This window comes from Kitasatospora sp. NPDC087271 (assembly GCF_044744605.1).
Taxonomy (GTDB): Bacteria; Actinomycetota; Actinomycetes; order Streptomycetales; family Streptomycetaceae; genus Kitasatospora.
The window spans coordinates 516,323-542,135 of record NZ_JBIUYQ010000002.1 but is presented as its reverse complement, the minus strand read 5'-3'; the positions used below and the strand labels follow the sequence as shown (position 1 = coordinate 542,135).

Genomic DNA, 25,813 nt, shown 5'->3' with positions numbered 1-25,813 from the left:
TGGGATTCCCGGCTGCGTACGCTGTCGCGTGTGCACGAGGACCACCTCCGGGGTTAGGGCGGTTGGCGGGCATCGGACGTGAACCCTGCCTTCAGGCTGGAACCGCCTGGCGAGGAGTGGCTGCAACATGAGTGAACGACGGCGAAGGACGCCCAGCCCGGGCGGTGACGGGCAGCAGCCCCCGGGTGGTGGTGGCCGTCAGGGCGGACCCGGCCGGGACGAGGTGAGCTCGGACGGCATCGGCCGCCGGCGCCCCCCGGGCGAACGGGAGACCGCTCAGCAGCCCCGGATGGGCCGCGCCGAGATGCGCAAGGCCGCCCAGAAGGGCGGCAAGGGCGGCCGGCGCGGTGCTGCCGCCGCGTCCGCGGCCGCCGCCGCAGGCCCCGGCAAGAAGCGGTTCATCGACTACCCGCGCTTCGGCAAGACCGGCGTCCGGCGCTGGCTGCCGTCCTGGCGGCAGTGGCTGAGCGGCTTCCTGATCGTCTTCGCCACCTGCGTGGGCGGGGTGTTCTACCTCTACCAGACCACTGAGATCCCGAAGCTCAAGGATCTGATGAAGGACCAGAACACGATCTACTACTGGGCCGACGGCTCGGAGATGACCCGCAAGGGTGAGACCAACCGTCAGATCGTCGAGCTCTCCGACATCAGCCCCAACCTGCAGAACGCCGTGATCGCGGCGGAGAACCAGACCTTCCGCGAGGACAGCGGCATCGACCCCAAGGGCATGCTCCGCGCCGTCTACAACATGGCCAAGGGCGGCGAGACCCAGGGCGCCTCGACGATCACCCAGCAGTACGTGAAGAACGCGTACCTCAGCCAGGAGCAGACCCTCAGCCGCAAGCTGAAGGAGTTCTTCATCACGCTGAAGATCAATCAGAAGATGCAGAAACCGGACATCCTCAAGGGGTACCTGAACACCAGCTGGTTCGGTCGAGGCTCGAACGGCGCCCAGGCCGCGGCGCAGGCCTACTACGGGGTCGACGCCAAGGACCTCGACCTCTGCCAGAGCGCCATGCTGGCCGGCCTGTTGAAGGGCGCGTCGTACTACGACCCCAGCAACCCGGCCAACAAGGAGCGGGCCCAGGGGCGGTGGGCCTGGATCCTCGAGAACATGGTGAAGACCAAGGCCATCACCCCGGAGGAGCGGGCGAAGTGCACCACCTTCCCCGACCCGATCCCGCAGAAGCCCAGCTCCAACATGAACGGTGAGGTCAGCTACCTGGTCGACACCGCCAACAAGTACCTGATGGCCACCGACAAGACGATCACCCAGCAGATGATCGACAAGGGCGGTCTGAAGGTCTACACCACCTTCGAGAAGGACAAGGTCGACGCCCTGAAGAAGGCCGTCGACGACGTCAAGGGCGAGAACCTCAACGCCCAGAAGCGCCCCAACAACGACACCTTCATCCAGTTCGGCTCCGCCAGCATCCGCCCCGGCGACGGCGCGATCGTCGCCCTCTACGGCGGCGACGGCGTGGAGAACGGCCACTTCGACAACAACGCCGACGCCATCGGCGTCCAGGTCGGCTCGACCTTCAAGCCCTTCGTGCTGGCGACCGCCATGCAGATCGGCGTCCAGACGGCCACCGACGACAAGGGCAAGCCGAAGCGGATCAACGCCGACAGCCGCTACCTGTCCGACGACATGTCCGAGATCCGCAAGCCGGACGGCTCGCTGGTGATCGGCGACGACGGCAAGCCCTACCGGCAGAAGAACGAGGACTCCGGCAAGCGCGGCTACGTCTCGCTGCGGGCGGCCATGCAGAACTCGTTCAACGTGCCCTTCGTCCAGCTCAACCAGGACGTCGGCGGTCAGAACGTGGCCAACATCGCCGAGCAGATGGGCGTCAGGAAGGAGAGCTTCGCCGACCCGAAGACCCCGACCTTCGCCCTCGGCACCTCCACCATCAGCCCGATCCGGATGGCCACCGCCTACGGCACCCTGGCGGCCAGCGGCAAGGAGGCCGAGCCCTACTCGGTCACCAAGGTCGAGGTGAACGGCATCGAGCGCCCGGGCTTCGGCAAGAAGGACGCCAAGGTCGCCCTGGAGCCGGCCGTCGCGGACAACGTCACCGACGTGCTGGTGAACGTGGTGAAGAACGGTACCGGTTTCAAGGCCAAGGAGCTGGGCCGCCCGGTGGCCGGCAAGACCGGTACCACCGACCAGAACAAGTCGGCCTGGTGGGTCGGCTACACCCCGCAACTGGTGACCAGCGTCGCGATGTGGCGCGAGGACCCGAGCAAGCACGAGCGGCTGTCGCTCAACGGCACCGGCGGCAAGGAGTCCATCCACGGTGGTGACATCCCGACCGACGTCTTCACCCGGTACATGAAGGCCGCGCTGGCCAACGAGAAGAAGATGGACTTCCCGACCCCGCAGCCGGTCGGCACCGAGGTGGACTCCTCCGGCGCCCCGGTCTCGCCGAGCATGACGCCCACGCCGACGACGAGCGACACCCCGTCGGCCCCGCCCGCGACCCAGCCGGCCAACAACCAGCCGCCGCCGACCAACAACAACCAGCCGCAGCCGCCCGTGTCCAGCCAGGGCCCGGGCTGTGTCCCGGGCGTGGACTGCCCGGGCACGCAGCCGAGCCAGACGTCGACGCACAAGACGACCAACCCCGGTCCGACGAGCAGCTGCGGCCTCCTCGGCTGCAGCACGCCCCCGCCCACGGCGCCACCGACGGACCCCCCGCCGACGACCACCAAGCCGAGCGGCAGGCCGTCGACCCCGTCCTCGACCGGCGGGGGCGGTGGACAGAACGGGCTGTTGCCCTGACCACCACCCGCTGAGCGGATGAACCGAACGGCGGTGGCGGCCCTCTCCGGAGGGCCGCCACCGCCGTTTCGTCATGATTCGCCGTGCCACCGGGCGACGGAGGCCGGGCCCGTTGCGGGGTCCTCCTCGTCCCGGTGGGGCCGGTGCGGCAGGATGTCCGGCATGACGTCGAGCGATCGTGACGAATCCGCAGGGCCGGCCGGGCCCGGCGACGCCGCAGGACCGGTCGGGCCGGCCGTCGCCACGGCCGCGCCGCCGGTCAACACCGTGGTCGTCCCGGCCGACGAGGACCCGGTGGCGGCGGCCGGCAGCGAGGTGATCGGCGGCCCGCCGGGCCGTCGGGCGCTGCTGGGCGTCTCGTGGTGGATCCCGGCGCGCTTCCTGGCGCTGGCGGTGATCGTGGTCTCGGTGCTCGGCATGGTGCAGAAGGCGCCCTGCTACAACCAGGCCTGGTTCCAGCCGGGTTCGCCGCAGTACATCCACGCCTGCTACAGCGACATCCCGCACCTGTTCTCCGGCCGCGGCTTCTCGGCCGGGCTGCATCCGTACGTGGACCGCATCCCGGGCACCTCGGGGGATCTGCAGTACCTCGAATACCCGGTGCTGACCGGCCTGTTCATGCAGGTCGCGGCCTGGCTGACGCCCGGCGCCGGCACCGCGCAGGACCAGGAGCGGTGGTTCTGGGCGATCAACGCGGGGCTGCTGATGGCCTGCGCGGTGGTCGCCGTGGTGGCGCTCTCGCGCACCCACCGCCGCCGCCCCTGGGACGCCCTGCTGTTCGCGCTCGCGCCCGTCCTGCTGCTGAACGGCACGGTCAACTGGGACCTCCTCGCGGTCGCGCTGGCCGCCGTGGCGATGGCCTGGTGGTCCGGCTCCCGGCCCGGCTGGGCGGGTGTCTTCATCGGCCTGGCCACCGCGGCCAAGCTCTACCCGGTGCTGCTGATCGGCCCGCTGCTGGTGCTCTGCTGGCGGGCCGGGAAGTGGCGCGAGTTCCGGGTGATGCTGGCCGGCGCGGCCGGCTCCTGGCTGCTGGTCAACCTGCCGATCATGGCGGCCAACTGGCAGGGCTGGTCGACCTTCTACGTGTTCAGCAAGCACCGCGCCGAGGACTACGGCTCGTTCTGGCTGATCCTGATGCAGAGCCGGGGCACGGGGCTGGCCGACCTCGACCTCTACATCGGCGTGCTGATGGTCCTCGGCTGCCTGGCCATAGCGTGGCTCGGCTTCTCGGCGCCCCGCCGCCCGCGCTTCGCGCAGCTGGCCTTCCTGGTGGTCGCCCTGTTCGTGCTGGTCAACAAGGTGTACTCGCCGCAGTACGCGCTCTGGCTGCTGCCGCTCGCGGTGCTGGCCCGGCCGCGCTGGCGGGACTTCCTGATCTGGCAGGCCTGCGAGGTGCTGTACACCCTGGGCATCTGGTCCCACCTGGGCTTCGTCACCGGGCCCAAGCAGCACGGGATCGGCGAGGCCTGGTACCACTTCGCGGTCGTGCTGCACCTGCTGGGCACGCTCTACCTGGTGGTCATGGTGGTCCGCGACGCCCTGCAGCCGGACCGCGACCCGGTGCGCTGGGACGGCAGCGACGACCCGTCGGGCGGGGTGCTCGACCGGGCCCCGGACGTGTTCGTGCTGGGCACCGCCCGGACGCTGCGCGAGGAGGAGAGCTACGCCGGATACGCGCCGGCCGGCTCCGAGCAGTGGCTGGACGAGCCAGGACTGCCGGAACCGGCCGAGAAGGCGTAGGCGCTCACGGGCGCTTCGGTCGCCCTAGCGGTCCACCACGCGGTCGAAGTGCGTGGTGGTGTGCCGGACCTGGAGGCCGAGCTCCTCGCCGATCGCGGGGGGCTTGGTCTCGCCGTCCAGGAACAGCAGCGAGACCTGCATGTGCGGCGGCTCGGCGAACCAGAGCTGCTTGCCGGCCCAGTGGAACGGCGACTTGGTCTTGTTGACGGTCGCCAGGCCGGCCCGGGCGATGCCCTTGGCCCGGGAGGCCATGGTCTGCACGTACTTGGGCGCCTCCAGGCCGATGCCGTGCGCGGTGCCGCCGGCCACCACCACGATGTGGCCGTCGGCCGGCGCCGGGTGCTGGCGGTAGCCGTAGCGGTCGCCCTTCCTCACCGGGGTGACGTCCAGCACCGTGGCCCGGACCTCCAGCGCGCCGTGGTCGCCCAGCCAGAGCCGGGTGCCGATCCGGGCCCGGAAGACGATGTCCGGGTAGCGCTGGGCCAGCTGCTCCATGCCGGCCGCGCCGAGGTGGCTGACGTACACGGTGTGCACCGGCACCCCGGCCGCCCGGGCGGTGTCCACCCAGTGGACGACCTCCTCGGTCGGGCTGGAGCCGTCCGGCCGGTCCATCGGCAGGTGCAGCGCCAGGCCCTCGAAGGCGACGCCGTCCAGCTCGGCGGCGACGGCCGTGAGGTCGGCGGCGCTCACCCCGTGGCGGCGCATGGAGGTCATGCACTCCACCACCACCCGGGCGCCGCGCAGCGCCCGCAGCGCGTCCAGGTTCGCCACCGTCCGGATCACCCGGGCGTGCGGCAGCGGCAGGACCTCCTCGCCGACCCGGTACGGGGTGAGCACCAGCAGCTCGCCGCCGTACCACTCGGCGGCGTCGGCCGCCTCGTACGCGGTGCCGACGGCCAGCACACCGGTGCCCAGCAGCGTCGCCTCCTCGGCCAGCCGGTGGTTGCCCAGGCCGTAGCCGTTCCCCTTGGCGACCGGCACCAGGCCGGGGAACTCGGCGAGGACGGAGCGCTGGTGGGTGCGCCAGCGTTCGGTGTCGAGGTAGAGCGACAGCGTCATCGGGTCAGCCTCCTCAGCGGCGGGACATGTAGAGGTCGAGGGCCTTGTGCAGCAGCTTGTTGAGCGGGAAGTCCCACTCGCCGAGGTACTCGGCGGCCTGGCCGCCGGTGCCGACCTTGAACTGGATCAGGCCGAACAGGTGGTCGTTCTCGTCCAGGGTGTCGCTGATGCCGCGCAGGTCGTAGACGCCGCCGCCGAGCGCGTAGGAGTCGCGCATCATCCGCCACTGGATCGCGTTGGACGGCTTGACCTCGCGCTTGTGGTTGGCCGAGGCGCCGTAGGAGTACCAGACGTGCTCGCCGACCACCAGCATCGTGGTCGCGGCCAGCGGCTCGCCGTCGTGGTAGGCGATGTAGAGCCGCATCCGGTTCTGGTCCTCGGCGGTGAGGGCCTTCCACATCCGCTGGAAGTAGGACAGCGGGCGCGGGGTGAACTTGTCGCGCTCGGCGGTCACCAGGTAGAGCTGGTGGAAGATCGGCAGCTCGTCGTAGCCGCCCTGGTACACCTCGACGCCGCTCTTCTCGGCCTTCTTGATGTTGCGGCGCCAGAGCTGGTTGAAGTTCTTGTGGATGTCGTCCAGCGAGCGGTTGGCCAGCGGCACCTGGAAGACGTAGCGCGGCTGGACGTCGCCGAAGCCGGCGCCGCCGTCCTCGCCCTGCAGCCAGCCGGCCTTGCGCAGCCGGTCGGCCACCTCGAAGGCGCGCGCCTCGTACCAGTCGGCCTCGACGTCGCGCAGGCGCTTGGCCTGCTTGCCGGCGATGGCCTCCTTGATGGTGGGGGCGTTCCAGCGGCGGATGACGATCGGCGGGCCCATCTTGACCGAGAACGCGCCCTGCGACTTGAGGTGCGCGAGCATCGGGGAGAGCCAGCGGTCGAGGTCCCGGTCGAACCAGTCGATGACCGGTCCCTCGGGCAGGTAGGCGAGGTAGCGCTTGAGCTTGGGCAGCTGCCGGTAGAGCACCAGGCCGGCGCCGACGAGCTGGTTGGCCTCGTCGAACCAGCCGATCGACTCCGAGCGCCACTCGGCCTTCACGTCGCCCCACGACGGCACCTGCATGTGGCTGGCCGAGGCGCGGCTCCTGATGAAGGCGAGGTGCTCCTCGCGGGTGATCGTCCTCAGGCGCAGGCTCATTGCTCGGTGCTCCTCGTCGGTCGGGCTGCGGTGGGCCCAGGTTCTCGGGCTGACCCTATCGTCCGGGGCCCGGGCGCCCGCCGCTGCGGGCGCGACGGCGCCCCCGTCGCGTACCTGTCTCCTTGCAGATACGCCACGGGGGCGCCGAGGGTTCCGGAACGGTGCGACCGGGGCGGCTCAGCCCCAGAGGCCGCCCCGGGCGATGCCGAGGTAGAAGCCGATGGCGGAGGCGCCGAGCGTGATCATCAGCACGAAGCGCTCGGCCGTGGTGACCGAGACGAACATGCCGAGCAGCCCCGTGATGATCCCGAACAGGCCGGTCCACGAGGTCAGCAGGTGCAGGTTGTGGAAGAACGAGGTGGTGAAGGCGATCACGCCCAGCACGGCGGTGAGGCCCACCAGGGCGTTCTCGCGGGGGTGCGGGTGGCCGTCGGTGTTCAGTGTGAGCGCGGGCATGCGGTGGACGGACTGGGCCATGTGTCCCACCTCCTGGCGTGGAGACGAACGGGCAGGAATCCCGTTCCGTCCAGATTGCGGCGGTTGGGTCGGTCTCACAACCCCTATGCGTTTTGTTCGGCCGTCCGGGTGCGGGTAGGCTGTGCCGTCTGCACTGGTGTAGTTGTGCCCCCTTGCGCCCTCTTCCGGGCGACCACCCCGTCGGGTGAGCGGGGCCCGATTGTCGGACCCGGCCGCTACGGTGGCCGGTGTCGTCACTGCTCCGGTGCCGACGCTGCACAACCCTCCTGCCACGGAGAGACCGTGGCCGTTGAGTCCAAAGGAGGTGGGTTACCCATGCGTCACTACGAGGTGATGGTCATCCTCGACCCCTCGGTCGAGGAGCGCGCTGTCTCCCCCCTGATCGAGAACTTCCTCACCGTCGTCCGGAACGCCGGCGGCAAGGTGGAGAAGGTCGACACCTGGGGTCGTCGCCGTCTGGCTTACGAGATCAACAAGCAGTCCGAGGGCATCTACTCGGTCATCGACCTGAAGGCCACGCCTGAGGTCGTCAAGGAGCTCGACCGCCAGATGGGCCTGAGCGAGTCGGTTCTGCGGACCAAGGTCCTGCGCCCGGACACCCACTGAGCCACCTCTGAGGCCTTCGGGTCTCGGGTAGCTCGCGTCCGCTGTTTCACGTGAAACAGCGGTGAACGGACATCTTCCCGAGAGGTCATCACCACCATGGCAGGCGAGACCGTCATCACCCTCGTCGGCAATCTCGTCGACGACCCCGAGCTGCGCTTCACCCCGTCGGGTGCGGCGGTCGCGAAGTTCCGTATCGCGTCCACCCCCCGCACCTTCGACCGTCAGACGAACGAGTGGAAGGACGGCGAGAGCCTCTTCCTCACGTGCAACGTCTGGCGGCAGCCGGCGGAGAACGTGGCCGAGTCGCTGCAGCGCGGCATGCGCGTCATCGTGCAGGGCCGACTGCGCCAGCGGTCTTACGAGACCAAGGAAGGCGAGAAGCGGACGGTCTTCGAGGTCGAGGTCGACGAGGTCGGCCCGAGCCTGCGCTCGGCGACCGCGAAGGTCACCCGGGCCAACCGGTCCGGTGGCCCCGGCGGCCCCGGTGGCGGCTTCGGCGGCCAGCAGGGCGGCGGCGGTGGCCAGCAGGGCGGCTGGGGCGGCGGTGGCGGCCAGCAGGGCGGCGGCAGCTGGGGTGGAAACTCCGGCGGCGGCGGCCAGTCCGGCCCCTCCGACGACCCGTGGGCGTCCAGCACTCCGTCCGGCGGCCAGCAGGGCGGCGGCAGCTGGGGCGCCCCGTCCGGTGGCGGCTTCTCGGAAGAGCCCCCGTTCTAAGAGCTGACAGATTTCGTGCGGCCCGGCCGCCGGCGTCCTGAGGACGCAGGCCGGGCCGTGAACCCCAAATGGAGCACACAATGGCGAAGCCGCCTGCTCGCAAGCCGAAGAAGAAGGTTTGCGTCTTCTGCAAGGACAAGGTCAACTACGTTGACTACAAGGACACGAACCTGCTGCGGAAGTTCATCTCCGACCGTGGCAAGATCCGTGCCCGCCGGGTCACCGGCAACTGCACCCAGCACCAGCGTGACGTCGCCACGGCCGTGAAGAACAGCCGTGAGATGGCGCTGCTGCCCTACACCAGCACCGCGCGCTAAGAGAGGGTGACCAAGTAATGAAGATCATCCTCACGCACGAGGTGCCGGGTCTCGGCTCCGCCGGCGAGGTCGTCGAGGTCAAGGACGGCTACGCCCGCAACTACCTGGTTCCGCGTGGCTACGCCATCCGCTGGACCAAGGGCGGCCAGAAGGACGTCGACGCGATCCGTCGCGCCCGCAAGATCCACGAGATCCAGACCCTTGAGGCCGCCAACGAGGTCAAGGGCAAGCTCGAGGGCGTCCAGGTCAAGCTGGCCGTTCGCTCGGGCGACGCCGGCCGTCTGTTCGGTTCGGTGACCCAGGCCGACGTCGTGGAGGCCATCAAGGCCGCCGGCGGCCCGGCCGTGGACAAGCGCGCCGTCGCGATCGCCTCGCCGATCAAGACCGTGGGCACCCACAAGGTCTCGGTCAAGCTGCACGCCGACGTCCAGGCCAACCTCGACGTCGCCGTCGTCGCTGCCTGAGTTCCGTAGCAGTGGCCTGAGGGCCGGACTCCTCCGGGAGTCCGGCCCTCGGTCGTGTTCCGGCGCGTTCGGTGCTGGAGCGTTCGCTGCCGGCGCCTCGGCCCCGGCGCCGTCAGCCCCGGACGGCCCCGGTGACCAGCCAGCGGCCGCCGCGCGCCCGCCCGACCAGGAAGGCCGCGCGGACCAGCATGAACAGGTTCATCGCCCACCACAGTCCGGCCAGCCCGGTGCCGGTGGCCGGCACCGCGATCGCCGCCGGGGTGAACACCGCCAGGGTCGCGATCGCCGCCCAGGCCAGGTAGGGGCCGTCCCCGGCGCCCATCAGCACCCCGTCCAGCACGAAGACCAGGCCGGCGACCGGCTGGCTGAGCGCGAGCAGCAGCAGGGCGGTGTCCAACTGCCCCTGCACCGCCGGATCGGGTGTGAACAGCGGGACGTACAGCGGGCGGGCGGCCACCACCAGCAGTCCCAGCAGCACGCCCGAGCCGATGCCCCACTCGACCATCCGGCGGGTGGCGGCCCTGGCGCCCGGGACGTCCTCGGCGCCCAGGTAGCGGCCGATGATCGCCTGGCCGGCGATCGCGATGGCGTCCAGGGCGAAGGCCAGGAAGCTGAACAGCGTCATGGTGATCTGGTGCGCGGCCACCTGGTCGTCGCCCAGCCGGGCGGCCACCGCGGTGGCGATCATCAGCACCGCGCGCAGGCTGACCGTCCGGACCAGCAGCGGACCGCCCGCCCTCGCGCTGGCCCGGATGCCGGCCGCGTCCGGCCGTAGCGAGGCGTGCTCGCGCCGCGCCCCGCGCACCACCACGACCAGGTAGACGGCGGCCATCCCGGTCTGCGCGAGCACGGTGCCCCAGGCCGAGCCGGCCACCCCGAGCCCGGCGCCGTACACCAGGCCGGCGTTCAGGCCGATGTTGGCGGTGAAGCCCGCGATCGCCACCAGCAGCGGCGTGCGGGTGTCCTGGAGGCCGCGCAGCACGCCGGTGGCGGCCATCACCATGAGCATCGCGGGGATGCCCAGGGCGCTGATCCGCAGGTACGTCACGGCGTAGGGGGCGGCGGTCTCCGAGGCCCCCAGGACGTCGGCCGCCCAGGGTGCCAGCAGCACGGTGAGCAGCACCACCGGGACGGCCAGGCCGAGGGCGAGCCAGATGCCGTCGACGCCCTGCTGGACGGCGCCGCGGCGGTCCCCGGCACCGATCCGGCGGGCCACCGCCGCGGTGGTGGCGTAGGCGAGGAAGACGAACACGCCGGTCGCGGTGGACAGTGCGGCGGCGGCGACGCCGACCCCGGCCAGCTGCGGGGTGCCGAGGTGGCCGACGATCGCCGAGTCGGCCATCAGGAACAGCGGTTCGGCGACCAGCGCGCCGAAGGCCGGGACGGCCAGCGCGAGGATCTCCCGGTCGTGCCGGCGTCTGGAGGGGGTCGGGGCTGCGGGAGGGGCGGTCATGGGCTCCAGGCTACTCATCCACAGGTAATGACTGCTAGTGGCAGTTGGCCATTACTCGAATTCTTGAGCGAGGCGCTCGGTCCGCTTCGCGCCCGCGGGCGCCCGGCTGCGTGTGAAGAATTTCTCATGCACAGGCCCGGTAAGAGGTAATGCCTGGTCAACAGGTTGACGGTGGGCAGATGGTCTGGTTATCCACAGAGCCTTCCACAGGGGCGTCCACAGCTTTGCGGCACTTCTCCACAGCCCGGGGCCGCTCGTCCACACCCCCTGTGGATAACCGCCTTGGCTGAACGGCTCCCGGCGCCTTAGCGTGGGCCCTCCGCCCGACACTCCCGCCCGCCCCGGCGTCCGATTTGTCGGTGCCGTGGCGTACAAAGAGGAGCGGATCCGCTCCACCCAGCCACCGGCAAGGCCCGCTCCAACTCGCACCACTCGCTGATCGGGGAACACGCGTGACCGGCCCCCAGTACGACGACCACGACGCCCCGCCGCCGGAGGAGGACTGGCAGCCCGCCGAGGACCCCTTCCCGGCCGGCGCCTTCGACGACGCGTCCTTCCCCGACGGGCCCGGCGACCGGCTCCCGGTCTCCCGCAGCCGCACCGGCCAGGGCGGCGGCCGGGAGGGCAACCGGGACGGCGGCGGTCGCGAGGGCGGCTTCCAGAAGGGCGGCAAGGGAAGCCGGAGCGGCTCCCAGCGCGACGGTTCGCAGAGCGGTGGCGGCGGCTGGCAGCGCCGCGACGACGAGGGCCAGGGCGGCGTGGACGGCTTCGAGCGCGTCCCCCCGCAGGACCTCGCGGCCGAGCAGTCGGTCCTCGGCGGCATGCTGCTCTCCAAGGACGCCATCGCCGACGTGGTCGAGGTGCTCAAGCCGGCCGACTACTACCGGCCCGCGCACGAGATGGTCCACGGTGCGATCCTCGACCTGTACGCCCGCGGCGAGCCGGCCGACCCGATCACCGTGGCCGGCGAGCTCACCAAGCGCGGCGAGCTCCAGCGCGTCGGCGGCGCCTCCTACCTGCACACCCTGGTCAACTCCGTCCCGACCGCCGCCAACGCCGAGTACTACGCCCAGATCGTCCACGAGCGCGCCGTCCTGCGCCGTCTGGTCGAGGCCGGCACCCGGATCGCCGGCATGGGCTACGCGGCCGAGGGCGACGTCGACGAGATCGTCAACGCCGCCCAGGCGGAGATCTACGCCGTCACCGAGCAGCGCACCAACGAGGACTACGCGCCGCTCGCCGACATCATGGAGGGCGCCCTCGACGAGATCGAGGCGATCGGCTCCCGCAACGGCCAGATGTCCGGCGTCCCGACCGGCTTCGCCGACTTCGACGCGCTCACCAACGGCCTCCACCCCGGCCAGATGATCGTGATCGCGGCCCGCCCCGCGATGGGCAAGTCGACCCTGGCGCTGGACTTCGCCCGCGCCTGCTCGATCCAGAACAAGCTGCCGAGCGTGATCTTCTCGCTCGAAATGGGCCGCAACGAGATCGCCATGCGCCTGCTGTCCGCCGAGGCCCGGGTCGCGCTGCACCACATGCGCTCCGGGAACATGACGGACGACGACTGGACCCGCGTCGCCCGCCGGATGCCCGACGTCAGCGAGGCGCCGCTGTTCATCGACGACTCCCCGAACCTGTCGATGATGGAGATCCGGGCCAAGTGCCGCCGGCTCAAGCAGCGCAACGACATCAAGCTGGTCGTCATCGACTACCTCCAGCTGATGCAGTCCGGCGGCTCCCGCCGGGCGGAGAACCGCCAGCAGGAGGTCTCCGACATGTCGCGAAACCTGAAGCTGCTGGCCAAGGAGCTGGAAGTCCCGGTCATCGCGCTCTCCCAGCTGAACCGTGGCCCCGAGCAGCGCACCGACAAGCGGCCGATGGTCTCCGACCTGCGCGAGTCCGGCTCGATCGAGCAGGACGCCGACATGGTCATCCTGCTCCACCGTGAGGACGCCTACGAGAAGGAGTCCCCGCGCGCCGGTGAGGCCGACCTGATCGTCGCCAAGCACCGTAACGGCCCCACCGCCACCATCACGGTGGCCTTCCAGGGCCACTACTCGCGCTTCGTCGACATGACCCGGGACTAGCAGCGGCCGGGGGCATCGGGGGGCCTCGTCCGACCGTCACCGAGGCGAACGCATCAGTGTGATGAGCTACTGTCCGTGCGGTGAAAACGATACGACAGCTGTCCGCCCGCCGGGCCGGGGGAAGCAAGCAGGCTCGGGCGGGCGGATCGGCCAGTCGGCTGGGCTGGCTCGACGCGCTTCGCGGCGTGGCCGCCCTGGTGGTGGCGCTCCACCACTTCGACGTCCTGAAGATGCTGCCGGACGGGGTGGCGTCCTTCATCTGGTGGCACGCGGACCTGGGCCTCTACGGCGTCATGCTGTTCTTCCTGGTCAGCGGTTACATCATCCCGGCCTCGCTGGAGCGCCGCGGGGACGTGCGGGCGTTCTGGATCGGACGGATCTTCCGGCTCTGGCCGCCGGTGATCATCGGTATCACGGTGGCGCTGGCCATCATCCCGAAGGGCGACGGCTCGGTCGCGCTCTTCGCCACCGATCACGACCTGATCTACGTGGCCGCCAACTCGACCATGCTGCAGGACTTCATGGGCGTCTGGAACGGCCTGGGCGTCATGTGGACCCTCAGCTACGAGATGGTCTTCTACTACATGGTCACCGCGCTCTTCACGGTCGGCCAGCACCGCCGCAGCGGCCCGATCGCGGTCGGCTTCGCCGGCGTGGCGCTGCTCTTCGGCACCTCCATCGCCTCCCACACGCTGACCAGCGACATCACCTCGACCCGCAACCTGGTCTGGGGCTCCGTCCTGATCGTGCTGTTCGGCTTCGCCTGCGTGCTGAGCGGCCGACCGAACCTGACCCGGGTCGGGGCGATCACGCTCGGTCTGCTGGGCTTCGTGCTGATGTACAACAACAGCCGGGCCCCGATGTTCGAGACCCTGATGATCTTCGCGACGATGTTCGCGGGCACCGCGATCTACCGGGCCGAGAACCGCCAGATCGACCGCCTCCAGGCGATCCTGTGCTGCGGCTTCGTGGTCGTCGCGGGGGTGGCCGTCGCCTGGATGTACAACCGTGACGGCATGGAGCAGAACACCTGGACGGCCGGCTGGATGGCCTGGGCCGGCTCCTACCTCGGGGCCTGGATCACGTTCGGCATCGGCATGGCGCTGCGCAAGCGCCGCTTCCCGAAGCCGCTCACCTGGCTCGGCGGGATCAGCTTCTCGCTCTACCTGCTGCACGTCCCGCTGGTGCACACCATCCAGCCGCTGCTGCACGTGCCCAAGGTGCCGCCGACGACCGGCGGCAAGCTGATCTGGACGGCCGAGTACCTCGTCGTGATCATGCTGGCGAGCTGGGTGATGTACCGGCTGGTGGAGCTGCCCGTGCAGAAGCTGGGCCGCAAGGTGGCCAAGGCGGTCGAGCGCCGCTGGCCGGGCGGTGCCCCGCAGCCGGCGGCCGCCGCGTCGATCGGGGCGCCCGCGACCGGCGAGGCCGCCGGGGCTGTTCCGGCCCAGTCCGGGGAGAAGGGCCAGGGCGGGGGCCAGGATCAGGAACAGGTGCCGGTCGAGGTCGGAGCCGGCGGCCCGGGGCAACGGGTCGGCTGACCGCCGCACGGACACACCGAGGGCTCGCCTCCCACCCGGGAGGCGAGCCCTCGGCGCGTGGCCCCCGGGCGCGGTCAGACGGTGACGGTGGCGCGGAAGAGGGTCGTGGCGGTGCCGGACAGCCGGGTGGGGGCGCCGGTGGCGGGGAGGAAGGCCGACCGGCCGCGGGCGAGGTCCAGGGTGGTGCCGTCGGCGGCGGTGAGCCGGGCGGTGCCCTCGGTGCAGAGCAGGATCTGCGGGGCGCGGCCGTCGATCTCGCGGTCCCGGCCGTCCAGGACGAAGCGGGAGAGCCGGAACTCGTCGATCGGGACGGGGTAGAGCTCCTCGCCGGCGGTGCCGTCGACCGGGCGGGGGTGCAGCAGCTCGGGGGCGCCGGCCTCGAAGACCAGGACCTTCAGCAGCTCGGGCAGGTCGACGTGCTTGGGGGTGAGGCCGGCCCGCAGCACGTTGTCGGAGTTGGCCTGGAGTTCGACGCAGGCACCCGCCAGGTAGGCGTGCGGCACGCCGGCGTCCAGGTAGAGCGCCTCGCCGGCCCGGAGCCGGAAGTGGTTGAGCAGCAGGGCGGCGATCAGGCCGCGGTCCTCCGGGAAGTCCTCGGCGATCCGGGCGTACGGCCCGTAGTCGCCGGCCGGGTCGGTGCGGGCCAGGGCCTCGGCCGTCTCCCGGACGGTCTCCTCGGCGGCCTTCCCGTCCATGGTGAGGATGGCGGCCAGCGTGCCGCGCAGCGCCTCGGCCTCGTCCTCGACGGCCAGCAGGTCGATCAGCGGGGCGAGCCCGGGCACCGCGAGCCCGGCCATCAGCCCGGCCGCCTCGGCGGGCCGCCGGAAGCCGCAGAGCCCCTCGAAGGCGCCCAGCGCGCAGACCATCTCGGGCTTGTGGTTGGCGTCGCGGTAGCTCCGCTCGGGGGCGTCCAGCGGGACGCCGAGGGCGTTCTCGGCGGCGAACCCGGCGCGGGCCTGCGCGATCGTGGGGTGGGCCTGGATGGACAGCGGGATGCCCGCGGTCAGGATCTTGAACAGGAACGGCAGGGTCGGACCGAACCTGGCGACGGTCGCGGCGCCGAGCTCGCCCTCGGGGTCGGCCGCGATCAGCTCGTCCAGCCGGCGGGGCCCCTCGCCCCGGTCGGCCCGGGACGGGTCGCCGGGGTGGGCGCCCATCCACAGCTCGGCCTGCGGTTCGCCGGTCGGCTCCTGCCCGAGCAGTTCGGGCAGGGCGGTCAGCGACCCCCAGGCGTACGGGCGGACGGTGTTGATGAGCCTGTCCATGCGCGCGGTCCTACTCCTTCGCTGGGTGGCGGGTGTGCCGGATCGTCGGGGCAACGGGCCCGGCGGTGCGGGGGGCCGGGCACGGGCAAGGTCATCGACCCTAGCCGACCGGTGTCGCCCGCGAGGAAACGGCGGGTACCGGAGGGGAGTGCCCTGGCCGGACCGGTGGTTCCCGGGCGCGGTAGTAGGATGCCAGGACGCAGTAGTCTCCGCCCTGCACAGCAGTTTCCACCGTGGTCACCCCGTCGGCGGGCTGCCGGCGGAGCCGCGTTCCAGAGTGCGGGCGATGGTGTTCTGACACTCCCCGCCATCGGCCGAGAGGTTTGTACGTGACCGTGAACCAGCAGAGTTTTGCTGATCTCGGCAGGGTCCTGGTGATCATTCCGACCTACAACGAGGCGGAGAACGTCGAGCGGATCGTCGGCCGGGTGCGGGCGGCGGTCCCCGAGGCCCACGTGCTGGTCGCCGACGACAACAGCCCCGACGGCACCGGCGAACTGGCCGACAAGCTGTCCGCCGAGGACCCGAACGTGCACGTCATGCACCGCAAGGGCAAGGAGGGCCTGGGCGCCGCCTACCTCGCGGGCTTCCGCTGGGGCATCGACCACGGCTACGACGTCCTGGTCGAGATGGACGCGGACGGCTCGCACCAGCCCGAGGAACTGGACCGGCTGCTGGGCGCGCTGCGCGGCGCCGACCTGGTGCTGGGCTCGCGCTGGGTGCCGGGCGGCCGGGTGGTGAACTGGCCGAAGTCGCGCCTGCTGCTCTCCCGCGGCGGCTCGACCTACTCGCGGCTGGCGCTGGGCGTGCCGATCCGGGACGTCACCGGCGGCTACCGGGCGTTCCGCAAGGAGACCCTGCTGGGCCTGGGCATGGACGAGGTGGCCTCGGCCGGGTACTGCTTCCAGGTCGACCTGGCCTGGCGCACGGTGAAGGCCGGGTTCAAGGTGGCCGAGGTGCCGATCACCTTCGTCGAGCGCGAGCTGGGCGCGTCCAAGATGAGCCGCAACATCGTGGTCGAGGCGCTGTGGCGGGTGACCGCCTGGGGCGTCTCCGACCGGCTGGCCCGCCTGCGCGGCGCGGTCAAGCGCTGACCTCCACGACGTAACCGCCCGGGGCCCGTCCGTCGTCACGACGGACGGGCCCCGGGCGGTTACGTGCCCTGGGGCAGGCCGCCCACAACGCCGAAGCGCCGGCCGTTTGAACCGCGGTGTGACCTGAGCCGGAAGGCGCGGCCCGCCGGGCGCGCCTTCCGCGCAATCCGACACCGGTACTCCCATGCTGTAGGGCGCAGGAAGTCCGACCGCCGACCAGAGGGAGCAGCCAGTGACGTCGTCCCCGTCCGAGGAGGGCGCCGGCGCGGAGCGCACGGCCGCCGAGGCCGCCGCCCCGGACCCCGAGCGGCCCGCCCGCCCGCTGGAGGTCGCCGTCTTCACCGGCCCCGAATCGGCCTTCTTCGCCACCTCCACCCTGATCCTCGGCGAGCGGACCGCGATCCTGGTCGACGCCCAGCTCACCCGCAGCGCCGGCCGCGAACTCGCCGAATGGGTCGCCGGCAAGGGCCGCCGACTGCTCGCCATCGTCGTCACCCACCACCACCCCGACCACTACTTCGGCGCCGAGGAGGTGCTGAGGCTCTTCCCCGACGCCCGGCTGCTGGCCGCGCCCGCCGTGGTCGACGGCATCCGGCGCACCGCCGCCGCCAAGGTCGCCCAGTGGAAGCCGGTCTACGGCGACGACATCCCGGACCACCCGCTGATCCCCGCCCCGCTGCTGCCGCAGCCGCTCATGCTCGACCGCCAGGTCATCCCCGTGCTGCTGCTCGGCCAGGCCGACTGCGGCGACTCGACGGTCGTCCACGTGCCGAGCATCCGGACGGTGATCGCCGGGGACTTCGCCTACAACGGCACCCACGTCTGGACCGCCGACACCACCCCGGCCCAGCGCACCACCTGGGGCCACAACCTCGGCCGGATCGCCGACCTCGGCGTGGACCGGGTCATCGCCGGCCACCGCGCCCCCGACCAGGGCGACGACGCCGCCCGGGTGCTCGCCTTCACCGGCGAGTACCTCCAGGACTTCGACCGGCTGCTGGCCGAGCACCCGCACGACCCGGAGGCACTGGTCACCGCGATGAACGAGCGGTACGGGGAGCTGACGCTGCCGGCCATCCTGGAACTGGGCGCCGCCGCCAACGCCGCCCGGGCGGCGCGAGGGGGCGAGATCGTCGAGGCGGAGATCGTCGAGGACGACATCATCGAGGCGGAGATCGTCGAGGACGAGCTCGTCGAGGAGCCCGAGGAGTCCACGGAGTCCACGGAGCCCGAGGAGCCCGGGAAGTCCCCGGAGCCCGGGACGGGCGGAGCAGAGTAGGGCGGATACTGGCCGCATGACGCCCTACGACGTGATCGTCCCGGCCGGCGGGGCCGCCCGTCGCCTCGGCGGGGCCGACAAACCCGGGCTGACCGTGGGCGAGACCACCCTGCTCGACCGGGTGCTCGCCGCCTGCGCGGGCGCCCGCACCACCGTCGTGGTCGGCCCCGGCCGGCCGACCGCGCGCACCGGCGTCCGCTGGACCAGGGAGCAGCCGCCGGGCGGTGGGCCGGTCGCCGCCGTCGCCGCCGGACTCGACCTGGTCACCGCGCCGACCGTGCTGCTGCTCGCCGCCGACCTGCCGTTCCTGGACCGGCGGACCGTCGACCGGCTGGTCACCGCCCTCGCCGAGGCAGGTCCGGCCGTCGACGCCGCCGTCCTGGTCGACGCCGGCGGGCGCGACCAGCCGCTCGCCGCCGCCTACCGCACCGCCCCGCTGCGCACCGCGCTGGCCGCCCTCGGCGATCCGGCCGGCCTCCCGCTGCGCCGCCTCACCGGCGGTCTCGCCCGGCAGTTGGTGGCCGACACCGACAACGTCGCCTACGACTGCGACACCTGGGAGGACCTCGAACAGGCCCGGGAGCGCGACCGGTCGTAGGGGCGCCCTCCGGGTCCGTGTTCACGGCCCGCGTGGGTGTCCGTGCGGGAAACGACGCGCGCCGCACACGGGGCGAACACTCCGGGGAAACCGCCGATCAGGCAGCATGGGCGCATGGAGCGCACGCTGGAGGACTGGATCGCCGAGGTCAGGGCCGACCTGGGCATCGACCTGGACGTCGACGTCCGGGGACTGCTCGACCTCGCCCGGGTGGTCGCGCACGGGGTGGCCCGCCCGGCCGCGCCGCTGACCGCCTTTCTGATCGGCTACGCGGCCGCCCAGCAGGGCGGCGGGCCGGAGGCCGTGGCCGAGGCCGCCCGGCGGACCGCCGCGCTCGCCGAGCGCTGGAGCGCCGACGCCGGGCCGGGCGAGCCGTGAGCGCCGTCGGCCAGACCACCGTGGCCGCCCCGTCGACCGGCCCCGGCGTGCTGAGCTGGGCGCAGGCCCGCGAGGCCGCCCGCCGGGCCGGGCTGCGTCCGCTGCCGGCGGTCGGGCTGCCGCTCGCCGAGGCGCTCGGCCGCACCCTCGCCGAGCCGCTCACCGCGCTGACCGACCTGCCGGCCTTCGACACCTCCGCGATGGACGGCTGGGCGGTCGCCGGGCCGGGCCCCTGGCGGGTCGCCGGGCGGGTGCTGGCCGGCCGGGCCGCGTCCGCGCCGCTGGCCGACGGCGCCGCCGTCGAGATCGCCACCGGCGCCCAACTGCCGCCCGGCGCCACCGCGGTCCTGCGCCGTGAGCACGGCCGCACGGACGGCACGCTGCTGCACGACTGCGGCCACCAATCACTGACCACCGGTCAGGACGTCCGCCCGCGCGGCCAGGAGTGCCGCCGCGGCGAGGCGTTGCTGCCCGGTGGCGCCCTGGTCGGCCCGGCCGTGCTCGGCCTGGCCGCCGCCTGCGGTCACGACCGGCTCGCCGTGCGCCGTCGCCCGGTGGTCGAACTGCTCGTCCTCGGGGATGAGTTGCTCGCCTCGGGCGTCCCCGGTCCGGGCCTGGTCCGGGACGCGCTCGGGCCGCTGCTGCCGCCCTGGCTGCGGGCGGCCGGTGCCGAGGTGGCCGAAGTGCGGTCCGTCCGGGACGACTTCGGGCTGCTCCGGGACGCGCTGCGGCACTCCACCGCCGACATCGTGGTCACCACCGGCGGAACGGCGGCCGGCCCGGTCGACTTCCTGCACCGGGCCCTCGCCGAGGCCGGGGCCCGGCTGCTGGTGGACGGCGTGGCCGTCCGCCCCGGACACCCGATGCTGCTGGCCGAACTCCCGTCGGCCGCATGCCCGTCGGCCGGCCCCGCCCGGAGCGGGCTTCCGGGCGGGGGTCCAGCCGGGCTTCCGGGTGGGCTTCCGGGCGGGCGGCACCTGGTGGGCCTGCCCGGCAACCCGCTGGCCGCCGTCGCCGGGACGGTCACCCTCGCCCTGCCGCTGCTGCACGCCCGCAGCGGGCGGTCCGCCGTCACCCCGGCCCTCGCACCCACCGCCGTCGGCCTGCCCGGGCACCCGGTGGACACCCGGCTGCTGCCCGTCCGGCGCACCGCCGACGGCGTCGTCCCGCTCGCCTTCGACGGGCCCGCGATGCTGCGCGGCCTCGCCCGGGCCGAGGCGCTGGCCGTGGTCCCGCCCGGCGGCGCGGCGGCCGGCGAACCCGTCGAACTGCTGGAGGCGCCGTGAACGGGCCCACCGGGGCGTGCGCGCCCCACGACAGCGGGGAGGTGACCGCATGAGCAGGCTGCGGGGTGCGCCCGCCCCGGGGACCGAGCCGTGGTCGGACGCCGGGATCGTGCTGCCCGCCCGGCGGAGCGCGCCGGCCCTCCGGCAGGTCGGCTCCCGGCTGCTGCTGGCGCTCGCCGTCCTGGTCGCCACGACGCTGATCGTCTACGTCGACCGGGACGGTTACAACGACAACGCGGGCGACGGGGTCAGCTTCCTGGACGCGGCGTACTACGCCACCGTGACGCTGTCCACCACCGGGTACGGCGACATCACCCCGTACAGCGACGGCGCCCGGCTCACCAACATCTTCGTGATCACCCCGCTGCGCGTGGTGTTCCTGATCATCCTGGTCGGGACCACGCTGGAGGTGCTCACCGAACGAACCCGCCAGCAGTGGCGGTTGAACCGCTGGAGGTCCACCGTGCGCGAGCACACCGTCGTCATCGGGTACGGCACCAAGGGCCGCAGCGCCGTCGACACCCTGCTCGGGCAGGGCGTGAAGAAGGACGAGATCGTCGTCGTCGACCCGCAGCGCAAGGTGATCGACCAGGCCGCCCGGCACGGGCTGGTCGGCGTGGTCGGCGACGCCACCCGCACCGACACGCTGCTGCGGGCCGAGGTGCCCACCGCCGCCCGGGTCGTGGTCGCGCCGGAACGGGACGACACCGCCGTCCTGGTCACGCTGACGGCGCGCCAGCTGAACAAGGGCGCCACCGTGGTCGCGGCCGTCCGGGAGGACGAGAACGCCCCGCTGCTGCGGCAGAGCGGCGCCGACGTCGTCGTCACCAGCTCCAGTTCGGCCGGGCGGCTGCTCGGCCTGTCGATGCTCAGCCCGCACGCCGGCGCGGTCATGGAGGACCTGCTCACCTACGGCAACGGCCTGGACGTGGTCGAGCGCCCCGTCACCCGGGCCGAGGCCGGGCACAGCCCGCGCGCGTGCGAGGACCTGGTGGTCGCGGTGGTCCGCGGCCGGCGGGTGCTCAACTACACCGAGCCCGAGGCCGCCGTGCTCCAGCTCACCGACCGGGTGATCGTGATCAAGTCGACCGGCTGACGCGGGCCTTGCCCGCTCCTCGCCATGACGCGCAGTAGGTTCGGGGCATGCATGCGATGACGATTCCCGTACCCGGTGGTCCCGAGGCACTCGTGTGGGCGGAGGTGCCCGACCCGGTGCCCGGCGAGGGCGAGGTCCTGGTCGAGGTGGCGGCCACCGCCGTCAACCGCGCCGACCTGCTCCAGCGGCAGGGCAACTACAACCCGCCGCCCGGCGCCTCGCCCTACCCCGGGCTGGAGTGCGCCGGGCGGATCGTCGCCCTCGGCCCGGGCGTGTCCGGCTGGGCGGTCGGCGACGAGGTGTGCGCGCTGCTGTCCGGCGGCGGGTACGCGCAGCTCGTCGCGGTGCCGACCGGGCAGTTGCTGCCGCTGCCCAAGGGCCTGGGCTTCGAGGAGGCCGCCGCGCTGCCCGAGGTCGCCTGCACGGTGTGGTCCAACGTGTTCCTCACCGCCCACCTGCGGCCCGGCGAGACGGTGCTGCTGCACGGCGGCGCGAGCGGCATCGGGACCATGGCGATCCAGCTGGCCAAGGCGGTGGGCGCGCGGGTCGCGGTGACCGCGGGCAGCGCCGGGAAGCTGGCCCGGTGCGTCGAACTCGGTGCCGACATCGCGATCGACTACCGCGAGCAGGACTTCGTCGAGGTGCTCAAGGAGGCCACCGGCGGGGCCGGGGTGGACGTGATCCTGGACATCATGGGCGCCAAGTACCTGCAGCGGAACGTGGACGCGCTGGCCGTCAACGGGCGGCTGGTGATCATCGGGCTGCAGGGCGGCGTGAAGGGCGAGCTCGACCTCAACGCGCTGCTGCGCAAGCGCGCCGCGGTGATCGCCACCAATCTGCGTGGGCGCCCGTTGGCGGAGAAGGCGGCGATCGTGGCGGCGGTGCGCGAGCACGTGTGGCCGCTGGTGGAGTCCGGGGTGGTGAAGCCGGTGATCGACCGGGTGCTGCCGCTGACCGACGCCGGCGACGGGCACCGGGTGCTGGAGGCGGGGGAGCAGGTCGGCAAGGTCGTGCTGCGGACCTGATCCTGGTCCGAGGGCCTGCGGCCCGAGGCGGGACGTCCGAAATGCCCTGATCGTCGGATTGTGTGAGGCTGGTTCGGAGCTGTCCCGCCGCCGACCCCGCCGCGCGCGGTCGGCCGTCGGAAGGACCTCCGACCGTGGCCGCACCAACGCACCTCCTCGGGCCGCTGCCCGCCGCGCCGCACCACCGTCGTACCCGCCGTACCGGCCCGGGCCGGGCCCAGCGACTGATCGCGGCGGCCGTGCTCGGGCTCACGCTCCCGCTGGCCGCAGCATCGGCGGCCGCCGCCGCCGTCGGGCCGGCGGCGGCGTCGCCGTCCCCGTTCACCGCTGAGCCCGCCGCCGTGGGCAGGCCGGAGCCGGCGGCCGTTCCGGCGGTCGGGCCGCCGCGGCACCCGCGCCCCGGCCGGGGCGACGCCCGGGTCTACCGGCGCTGGGTGGTGTGGGCGCCCGAGCGCGCCGACACCGCCCCGGAGCGGGCGCCGGACCGGGCTCCCGAGCAGAACCCCGAGCAGGCTCCCGAGCAGAACCCCGACCAGGTTCCTGACCGGAGCACCGGGCAGGCCGGTGCGGGGGACCGGCCCGAGGCCGACCAGGGCACCCCGGACGCGGCGGCTCCCGGCGCCGACGCCGCACCGGACGCCGCCACCGCGGCCGCCGCCGCGACCGCCCAGGCCGTCGCCGCCGCCGTCCCCGCCGTCCTGCCCGCCCGCTGGCGGGACGCCTCGACCGTCCAGTTCCCGCTGGGCGCGGGGCTGGGGTTGATCGGCTGCGGCCTGGGGTTGATCGGGCTGCGGCTGCGCCGGGGGTGAGTCGCGGGGTGGGGGCGGCGGGGTAGGTTTCGTGAGGGGTGTGTGCACGCCCCAGGGGGGCCGGGGCGGGCCGGGAGCTGAGTATCCGTACGGATTCCGGGGCGGCGCCCGGGGGCGTACCGTCGTCAGCGGTGGCTCAGGACGGCGGTTGTACGGGGGCTTCCGCCCGACCAACCCCAGTGAGAGAGAATGTTGTTCATGACGAATCCGATGAACGAGCGCTCGTTTCAGCAGCCATTCCAGGCCGCGGGCGGGCAGTCGCAGGACGGCCAGAAGGTGCTGATCGTCGGACCGGACGGGCTGCCCGTGGGCCAGGGGTTCGCCGGCTCGGCGGGGGACGAGGACGAGGGCGACCTGCCGCGTGAGCTCCCGGTGACCGAGATGGTCGAGCAGCCCGCGAAGGTCATGCGCATCGGCAGCATGATCAAGCAGCTGCTGGAGGAGGTCCGGGCGGCGCCTCTCGACGAGGCCAGCCGGGCCCGGCTGAAGGACATCCACGCCAGCTCGATCAAGGAGCTGGAGCTCGGTCTGGCCCCCGAGCTGGTCGCCGAGCTGGAACGGCTGTCGCTGCCCTTCACCGAGGACAGCATTCCGACCGAGGCGGAGCTGCGGATCGCCCAGGCCCAGCTGGTCGGCTGGCTGGAGGGCCTGTTCCACGGGATCCAGACCGCGCTGTTCGCCCAGCAGATGGCGGCGCGGGCCCAGCTGGAGCAGATGCGGCGGGCTCTGCCGCCCGGTCTGCACGGCGGCGAGCCGGACGAGGACGAGCCGGGTCAGGGCCGCGGCATCCGCTCCGGCCCGTACCTGTAACGGGCCGCCGACACCGGACGTACCACGACGGTCCGCCCGGGCCGGGGCGCCGCCGGAGGGCGCCCGGCGGTCCGGGGGCAGGACCGGCCCTGGACCGATCACCGTCGGCGTCAGCCGATACCCTGACCCCTGTCGCAGGCCGGTCGCACCGCCGCGGCAGGGGTCCGCCAGGCCCGCGGGCCCGGCCCACCACGCACGGACGAGACCGAACGTCACGGTCGCGGCGCCACGGCCGCGCCGAGGGGGAGCAGAGGACCATGAGCGAGCACGGCAACGCGGCGGTCGGGGGCTCCTCCCTGGGCAACGGCCGCTATGTGCTGCAGCGGCTGCTGGGCGAGGGCGGCATGGCCTCGGTGCACCTCGCGTACGACAGCGTGCTGGACCGGCAGGTCGCGCTGAAGAGCATGCACAACGAGCTGGGCCGGGACGCCTCGTTCAAGGAGCGGTTCCGCCGCGAGGCGCAGGCGGTGGCCCGGCTGGAGCACCCGAACATCGTCACGGTGTACGACAGCGGCGAGGACGTCGCGCCGGACGGCTCCAGCACCCCGTACATCGTCATGCAGCTGGTCGACGGCAAGGGCCTGCGCGAGGCGATCAACGAGGCGGTCGCCCAGTACGGCGCGATGCCGACCGAGGAGGCCCTGCGGGTCGTCGTCGGCGTGCTGAACGCGCTGGAGGCCTCGCACGACATGTCCCTGGTGCACCGCGACATCAAGCCCGGCAACGTCATGTTCGATCGCAAGGGCAACGTCAAGGTCATGGACTTCGGCATCGCCCGGGCGCTGGAACCGGGCGCCACGTCGATGACGCAGACCGGCATGGTGGTCGGCACCCCGCAGTACCTGTCGCCCGAGCAGGCGCTCGGCAAGCCGGTGGACGCCCGCTCCGACCTCTACTCGGTCGGCGTGATGCTCTTCGAGATGCTCACCGGGCAGCTGGTCTTCGACGGCGACTCGGCGTTCTCGATCGCCTACAAGCACGTCCAGGAGGAGCCGCCGGCGCCGTCCACCCTCAACCGGTCGGTCACCCCGGCGGTGGACGCCTTCGTCGCCCAGGCGCTGCGCAAGGACCCGGCGCACCGGTTCCAGAGCGCGGCGGCGATGCGGGACGAGGCGGAGCGGCTGATCGCGGCCGCGAAGGGCGGCGGCAGCGGGCACCCGTTGCAGGCCAGTACGCCGCTGGTGATCAACGAGGGCCCGCGCTCGGTGCACGCGGCGCCGCAGACCCCGCAGACCCCGCACCCCCAGTACCTCCAGCAGCCTCCGCCGCCGCAGCAGCCGCAGTACCGGACCCCGCCGCCGGCCTTCCAGCCGCCGCGTCCGCAGGGGCCGCACACGCCGCACCCCCAGTACCTCCAGCAGGCCCCGCCGCAGCGGGCGCACACCCCGCCGCCGCAGCCGATGCCGCCGTACCAGCAGCCGAAGGCGCCCAGCGGCGGCGGCTGCTCGACGGCCGCGGTCGTCATCGTGATCATCGTCGGCGTGCTCGTGCTGGCCGGCATCATCATCGCGATCGTGGTCAACAAGGCGCAGGACAACAAGTCGAAGACCAAGACCGGGCACACCACCGGTGAGCGGCCCGCAGTGGTGCTGGTGGTTGACCTTCCGGTCGACCGGAATGGCCTGCTCTGACGCTTTCCGGCCGGTTCGGGCGTGCCACGGGCCCGCGCCGGAGGCGGTAGCGTTCGGGGATACGAAGCGACAGGGCACCGCGATCCGAGCGAACGCCCGGGGCGAGGAGCGATGGCACAGACGCAGCAGCCGGATGACGGAACGGGTGCCGGAGCTGACGGCCG

The 25,813-nt window shown here is 72.6% G+C and carries 21 protein-coding genes and 2 pseudogenes; 18 read left to right on the top strand and 5 right to left on the bottom strand.

The features are described from left to right. Nucleotides 1-127 precede the first annotated feature (127 nt). Together ACIO9K_RS05550 and ACIO9K_RS05545 are read left to right on the top strand one after the other, a co-directional pair. Entirely contained in the window at nt 128-2,785 is a 2,658-nt protein-coding gene (locus ACIO9K_RS05550; RefSeq protein WP_363619410.1) for a transglycosylase domain-containing protein, read from the top strand. A gap of 162 nt (nt 2,786-2,947) precedes the next feature. Next, nucleotides 2,948-4,525: a glycosyltransferase family 87 protein gene (locus ACIO9K_RS05545; protein ID WP_400327254.1), complete on the top strand. Its 1,578-nt coding sequence runs from the start codon at nt 2,948-2,950 to the stop codon at nt 4,523-4,525. Nucleotides 4,526-4,549: 24 nt separating this feature from the next. Here ACIO9K_RS05545 and ACIO9K_RS05540 read toward each other — a convergent pair whose 3' ends face one another. The 3 genes from ACIO9K_RS05540 to ACIO9K_RS05530 all read right to left on the bottom strand — a co-directional run bounded on the left by ACIO9K_RS05540 (nt 4,550) and on the right by ACIO9K_RS05530 (nt 7,193). Beyond that, nucleotides 4,550-5,584 (bottom strand): alanine racemase, encoded by a 1,035-nt coding sequence (locus ACIO9K_RS05540; RefSeq protein WP_363619412.1) that lies wholly within the window; start codon nt 5,582-5,584, stop codon nt 4,550-4,552. Nucleotides 5,585-5,597: 13 nt separating this feature from the next. After that, nucleotides 5,598-6,716 (bottom strand): peptidoglycan bridge formation glycyltransferase FemA/FemB family protein, encoded by a 1,119-nt coding sequence (locus ACIO9K_RS05535; RefSeq protein WP_063348484.1) that lies wholly within the window; start codon nt 6,714-6,716, stop codon nt 5,598-5,600. A 177-nt stretch (nt 6,717-6,893) separates the two neighbouring features. After that, on the bottom strand, nt 6,894-7,193 hold the full coding sequence (locus ACIO9K_RS05530) for a hypothetical protein (RefSeq protein WP_063348485.1): 300 nt from the start codon (nt 7,191-7,193) through the stop codon (nt 6,894-6,896). A 315-nt stretch (nt 7,194-7,508) separates the two neighbouring features. On the opposite strand from ACIO9K_RS05530, the gene rpsF reads away from it, so the two are divergent. From rpsF to rplI, 4 genes are all read left to right on the top strand, one after another. Further along, nucleotides 7,509-7,799, top strand: coding sequence for a 30S ribosomal protein S6 (gene rpsF, locus ACIO9K_RS05525; RefSeq protein ID WP_063348486.1), 291 nt, complete (start codon nt 7,509-7,511; stop codon nt 7,797-7,799). Between the two features lie 96 nt (nt 7,800-7,895). After that, complete coding sequence (locus ACIO9K_RS05520; RefSeq protein ID WP_363619413.1) at nt 7,896-8,513, top strand: single-stranded DNA-binding protein; 618 nt, start codon at nt 7,896-7,898, stop codon at nt 8,511-8,513. A gap of 80 nt (nt 8,514-8,593) precedes the next feature. Continuing rightward, nucleotides 8,594-8,830 (top strand): 30S ribosomal protein S18, encoded by a 237-nt coding sequence (rpsR, locus tag ACIO9K_RS05515; protein ID WP_030304537.1) that lies wholly within the window; start codon nt 8,594-8,596, stop codon nt 8,828-8,830. Between the two features lie 17 nt (nt 8,831-8,847). Beyond that, nucleotides 8,848-9,294, top strand: coding sequence for a 50S ribosomal protein L9 (gene rplI, locus ACIO9K_RS05510; protein ID WP_063348488.1), 447 nt, complete (start codon nt 8,848-8,850; stop codon nt 9,292-9,294). A 112-nt stretch (nt 9,295-9,406) separates the two neighbouring features. On the opposite strand, the gene ACIO9K_RS05505 is transcribed toward rplI, so the two are convergent. After that, nucleotides 9,407-10,747 (bottom strand): MATE family efflux transporter, encoded by a 1,341-nt coding sequence (locus tag ACIO9K_RS05505; protein ID WP_363579856.1) that lies wholly within the window; start codon nt 10,745-10,747, stop codon nt 9,407-9,409. Between the two features lie 452 nt (nt 10,748-11,199). Here ACIO9K_RS05505 and dnaB point away from each other — a divergent pair, with 452 nt between their 5' ends. Beyond that, on the top strand, nt 11,200-12,837 hold the full coding sequence (gene dnaB / locus ACIO9K_RS05500; protein WP_363619414.1) for a replicative DNA helicase: 1,638 nt from the start codon (nt 11,200-11,202) through the stop codon (nt 12,835-12,837). A gap of 80 nt (nt 12,838-12,917) precedes the next feature. Continuing rightward, a complete protein-coding gene (locus ACIO9K_RS05495; RefSeq protein ID WP_363619415.1) occupies nt 12,918-14,378 on the top strand; it encodes an acyltransferase in 1,461 nt (486 codons plus the stop codon). A gap of 74 nt (nt 14,379-14,452) precedes the next feature. Here the strand turns inward: ACIO9K_RS05495 and manA are convergent, their stop codons facing one another. Then, nucleotides 14,453-15,643 carry a mannose-6-phosphate isomerase, class I gene (gene manA / locus ACIO9K_RS05490; RefSeq protein WP_400327249.1) on the bottom strand — a complete coding sequence of 397 codons (1,191 nt, stop codon included), beginning with the start codon at nt 15,641-15,643 and terminating at the stop codon, nt 14,453-14,455. Between the two features lie 329 nt (nt 15,644-15,972). On the opposite strand from manA, the gene ACIO9K_RS05485 reads away from it, so the two are divergent. From ACIO9K_RS05485 to ACIO9K_RS05440, 10 genes and pseudogenes are all read left to right on the top strand, one after another. Then, complete coding sequence (locus ACIO9K_RS05485) at nt 15,973-16,737, top strand: polyprenol monophosphomannose synthase (protein WP_363579852.1); 765 nt, start codon at nt 15,973-15,975, stop codon at nt 16,735-16,737. A 232-nt stretch (nt 16,738-16,969) separates the two neighbouring features. Then, nucleotides 16,970-18,016, top strand: coding sequence for an MBL fold metallo-hydrolase (locus ACIO9K_RS05480; protein WP_400327247.1), 1,047 nt, complete (start codon nt 16,970-16,972; stop codon nt 18,014-18,016). A gap of 16 nt (nt 18,017-18,032) precedes the next feature. Further along, a pseudogene (locus ACIO9K_RS05475) lies at nt 18,033-18,602 on the top strand (molybdenum cofactor guanylyltransferase); the annotation flags it as partial. Nucleotides 18,603-18,710: 108 nt separating this feature from the next. Further along, nucleotides 18,711-18,992, top strand: a pseudogene (locus ACIO9K_RS05470) (DUF6457 domain-containing protein); the annotation flags it as partial. Then, nucleotides 18,989-20,278: a molybdopterin molybdotransferase MoeA gene (locus tag ACIO9K_RS05465; protein ID WP_400327245.1), complete on the top strand. Its 1,290-nt coding sequence runs from the start codon at nt 18,989-18,991 to the stop codon at nt 20,276-20,278. The pseudogene ACIO9K_RS05470 and the gene ACIO9K_RS05465, both read left to right, overlap by 4 nt. A gap of 49 nt (nt 20,279-20,327) precedes the next feature. After that, nucleotides 20,328-21,374 carry a potassium channel family protein gene (locus ACIO9K_RS05460; RefSeq protein WP_363619419.1) on the top strand — a complete coding sequence of 349 codons (1,047 nt, stop codon included), beginning with the start codon at nt 20,328-20,330 and terminating at the stop codon, nt 21,372-21,374. A gap of 47 nt (nt 21,375-21,421) precedes the next feature. Continuing rightward, complete coding sequence (locus tag ACIO9K_RS05455) at nt 21,422-22,399, top strand: NAD(P)H-quinone oxidoreductase (RefSeq protein ID WP_363619420.1); 978 nt, start codon at nt 21,422-21,424, stop codon at nt 22,397-22,399. 134 nt (nt 22,400-22,533) lie between these two features. Then, complete coding sequence (locus ACIO9K_RS05450; protein WP_400327242.1) at nt 22,534-23,208, top strand: hypothetical protein; 675 nt, start codon at nt 22,534-22,536, stop codon at nt 23,206-23,208. A 198-nt stretch (nt 23,209-23,406) separates the two neighbouring features. Further along, on the top strand, nt 23,407-24,018 hold the full coding sequence (locus ACIO9K_RS05445) for a bacterial proteasome activator family protein (protein ID WP_350876669.1): 612 nt from the start codon (nt 23,407-23,409) through the stop codon (nt 24,016-24,018). A 257-nt stretch (nt 24,019-24,275) separates the two neighbouring features. Continuing rightward, complete coding sequence (locus ACIO9K_RS05440) at nt 24,276-25,649, top strand: protein kinase (protein WP_400327240.1); 1,374 nt, start codon at nt 24,276-24,278, stop codon at nt 25,647-25,649. Nucleotides 25,650-25,813: the final 164 nt, after the last annotated feature.

Coding starts and splice junctions, on each gene's coding strand:
- ACIO9K_RS05550 (WP_363619410.1), top strand. CDS start 128: ATGAGTGAACGACGGCGAAGGACGCCCAGCCCGGGCGGTGACGGGCAG.
- ACIO9K_RS05545 (WP_400327254.1), top strand. CDS start 2,948: ATGACGTCGAGCGATCGTGACGAATCCGCAGGGCCGGCCGGGCCCGGC.
- ACIO9K_RS05540 (WP_363619412.1), bottom strand. CDS start 5,584: ATGACGCTGTCGCTCTACCTCGACACCGAACGCTGGCGCACCCACCAG.
- ACIO9K_RS05535 (WP_063348484.1), bottom strand. CDS start 6,716: ATGAGCCTGCGCCTGAGGACGATCACCCGCGAGGAGCACCTCGCCTTC.
- ACIO9K_RS05530 (WP_063348485.1), bottom strand. CDS start 7,193: ATGGCCCAGTCCGTCCACCGCATGCCCGCGCTCACACTGAACACCGAC.
- rpsF (WP_063348486.1), top strand. CDS start 7,509: ATGCGTCACTACGAGGTGATGGTCATCCTCGACCCCTCGGTCGAGGAG.
- ACIO9K_RS05520 (WP_363619413.1), top strand. CDS start 7,896: ATGGCAGGCGAGACCGTCATCACCCTCGTCGGCAATCTCGTCGACGAC.
- rpsR (WP_030304537.1), top strand. CDS start 8,594: ATGGCGAAGCCGCCTGCTCGCAAGCCGAAGAAGAAGGTTTGCGTCTTC.
- rplI (WP_063348488.1), top strand. CDS start 8,848: ATGAAGATCATCCTCACGCACGAGGTGCCGGGTCTCGGCTCCGCCGGC.
- ACIO9K_RS05505 (WP_363579856.1), bottom strand. CDS start 10,747: ATGACCGCCCCTCCCGCAGCCCCGACCCCCTCCAGACGCCGGCACGAC.
- manA (WP_400327249.1), bottom strand. CDS start 15,643: ATGGACAGGCTCATCAACACCGTCCGCCCGTACGCCTGGGGGTCGCTG.
- ACIO9K_RS05460 (WP_363619419.1), top strand. CDS start 20,328: ATGAGCAGGCTGCGGGGTGCGCCCGCCCCGGGGACCGAGCCGTGGTCG.
- ACIO9K_RS05455 (WP_363619420.1), top strand. CDS start 21,422: ATGCATGCGATGACGATTCCCGTACCCGGTGGTCCCGAGGCACTCGTG.
- ACIO9K_RS05445 (WP_350876669.1), top strand. CDS start 23,407: ATGACGAATCCGATGAACGAGCGCTCGTTTCAGCAGCCATTCCAGGCC.
- ACIO9K_RS05440 (WP_400327240.1), top strand. CDS start 24,276: ATGAGCGAGCACGGCAACGCGGCGGTCGGGGGCTCCTCCCTGGGCAAC.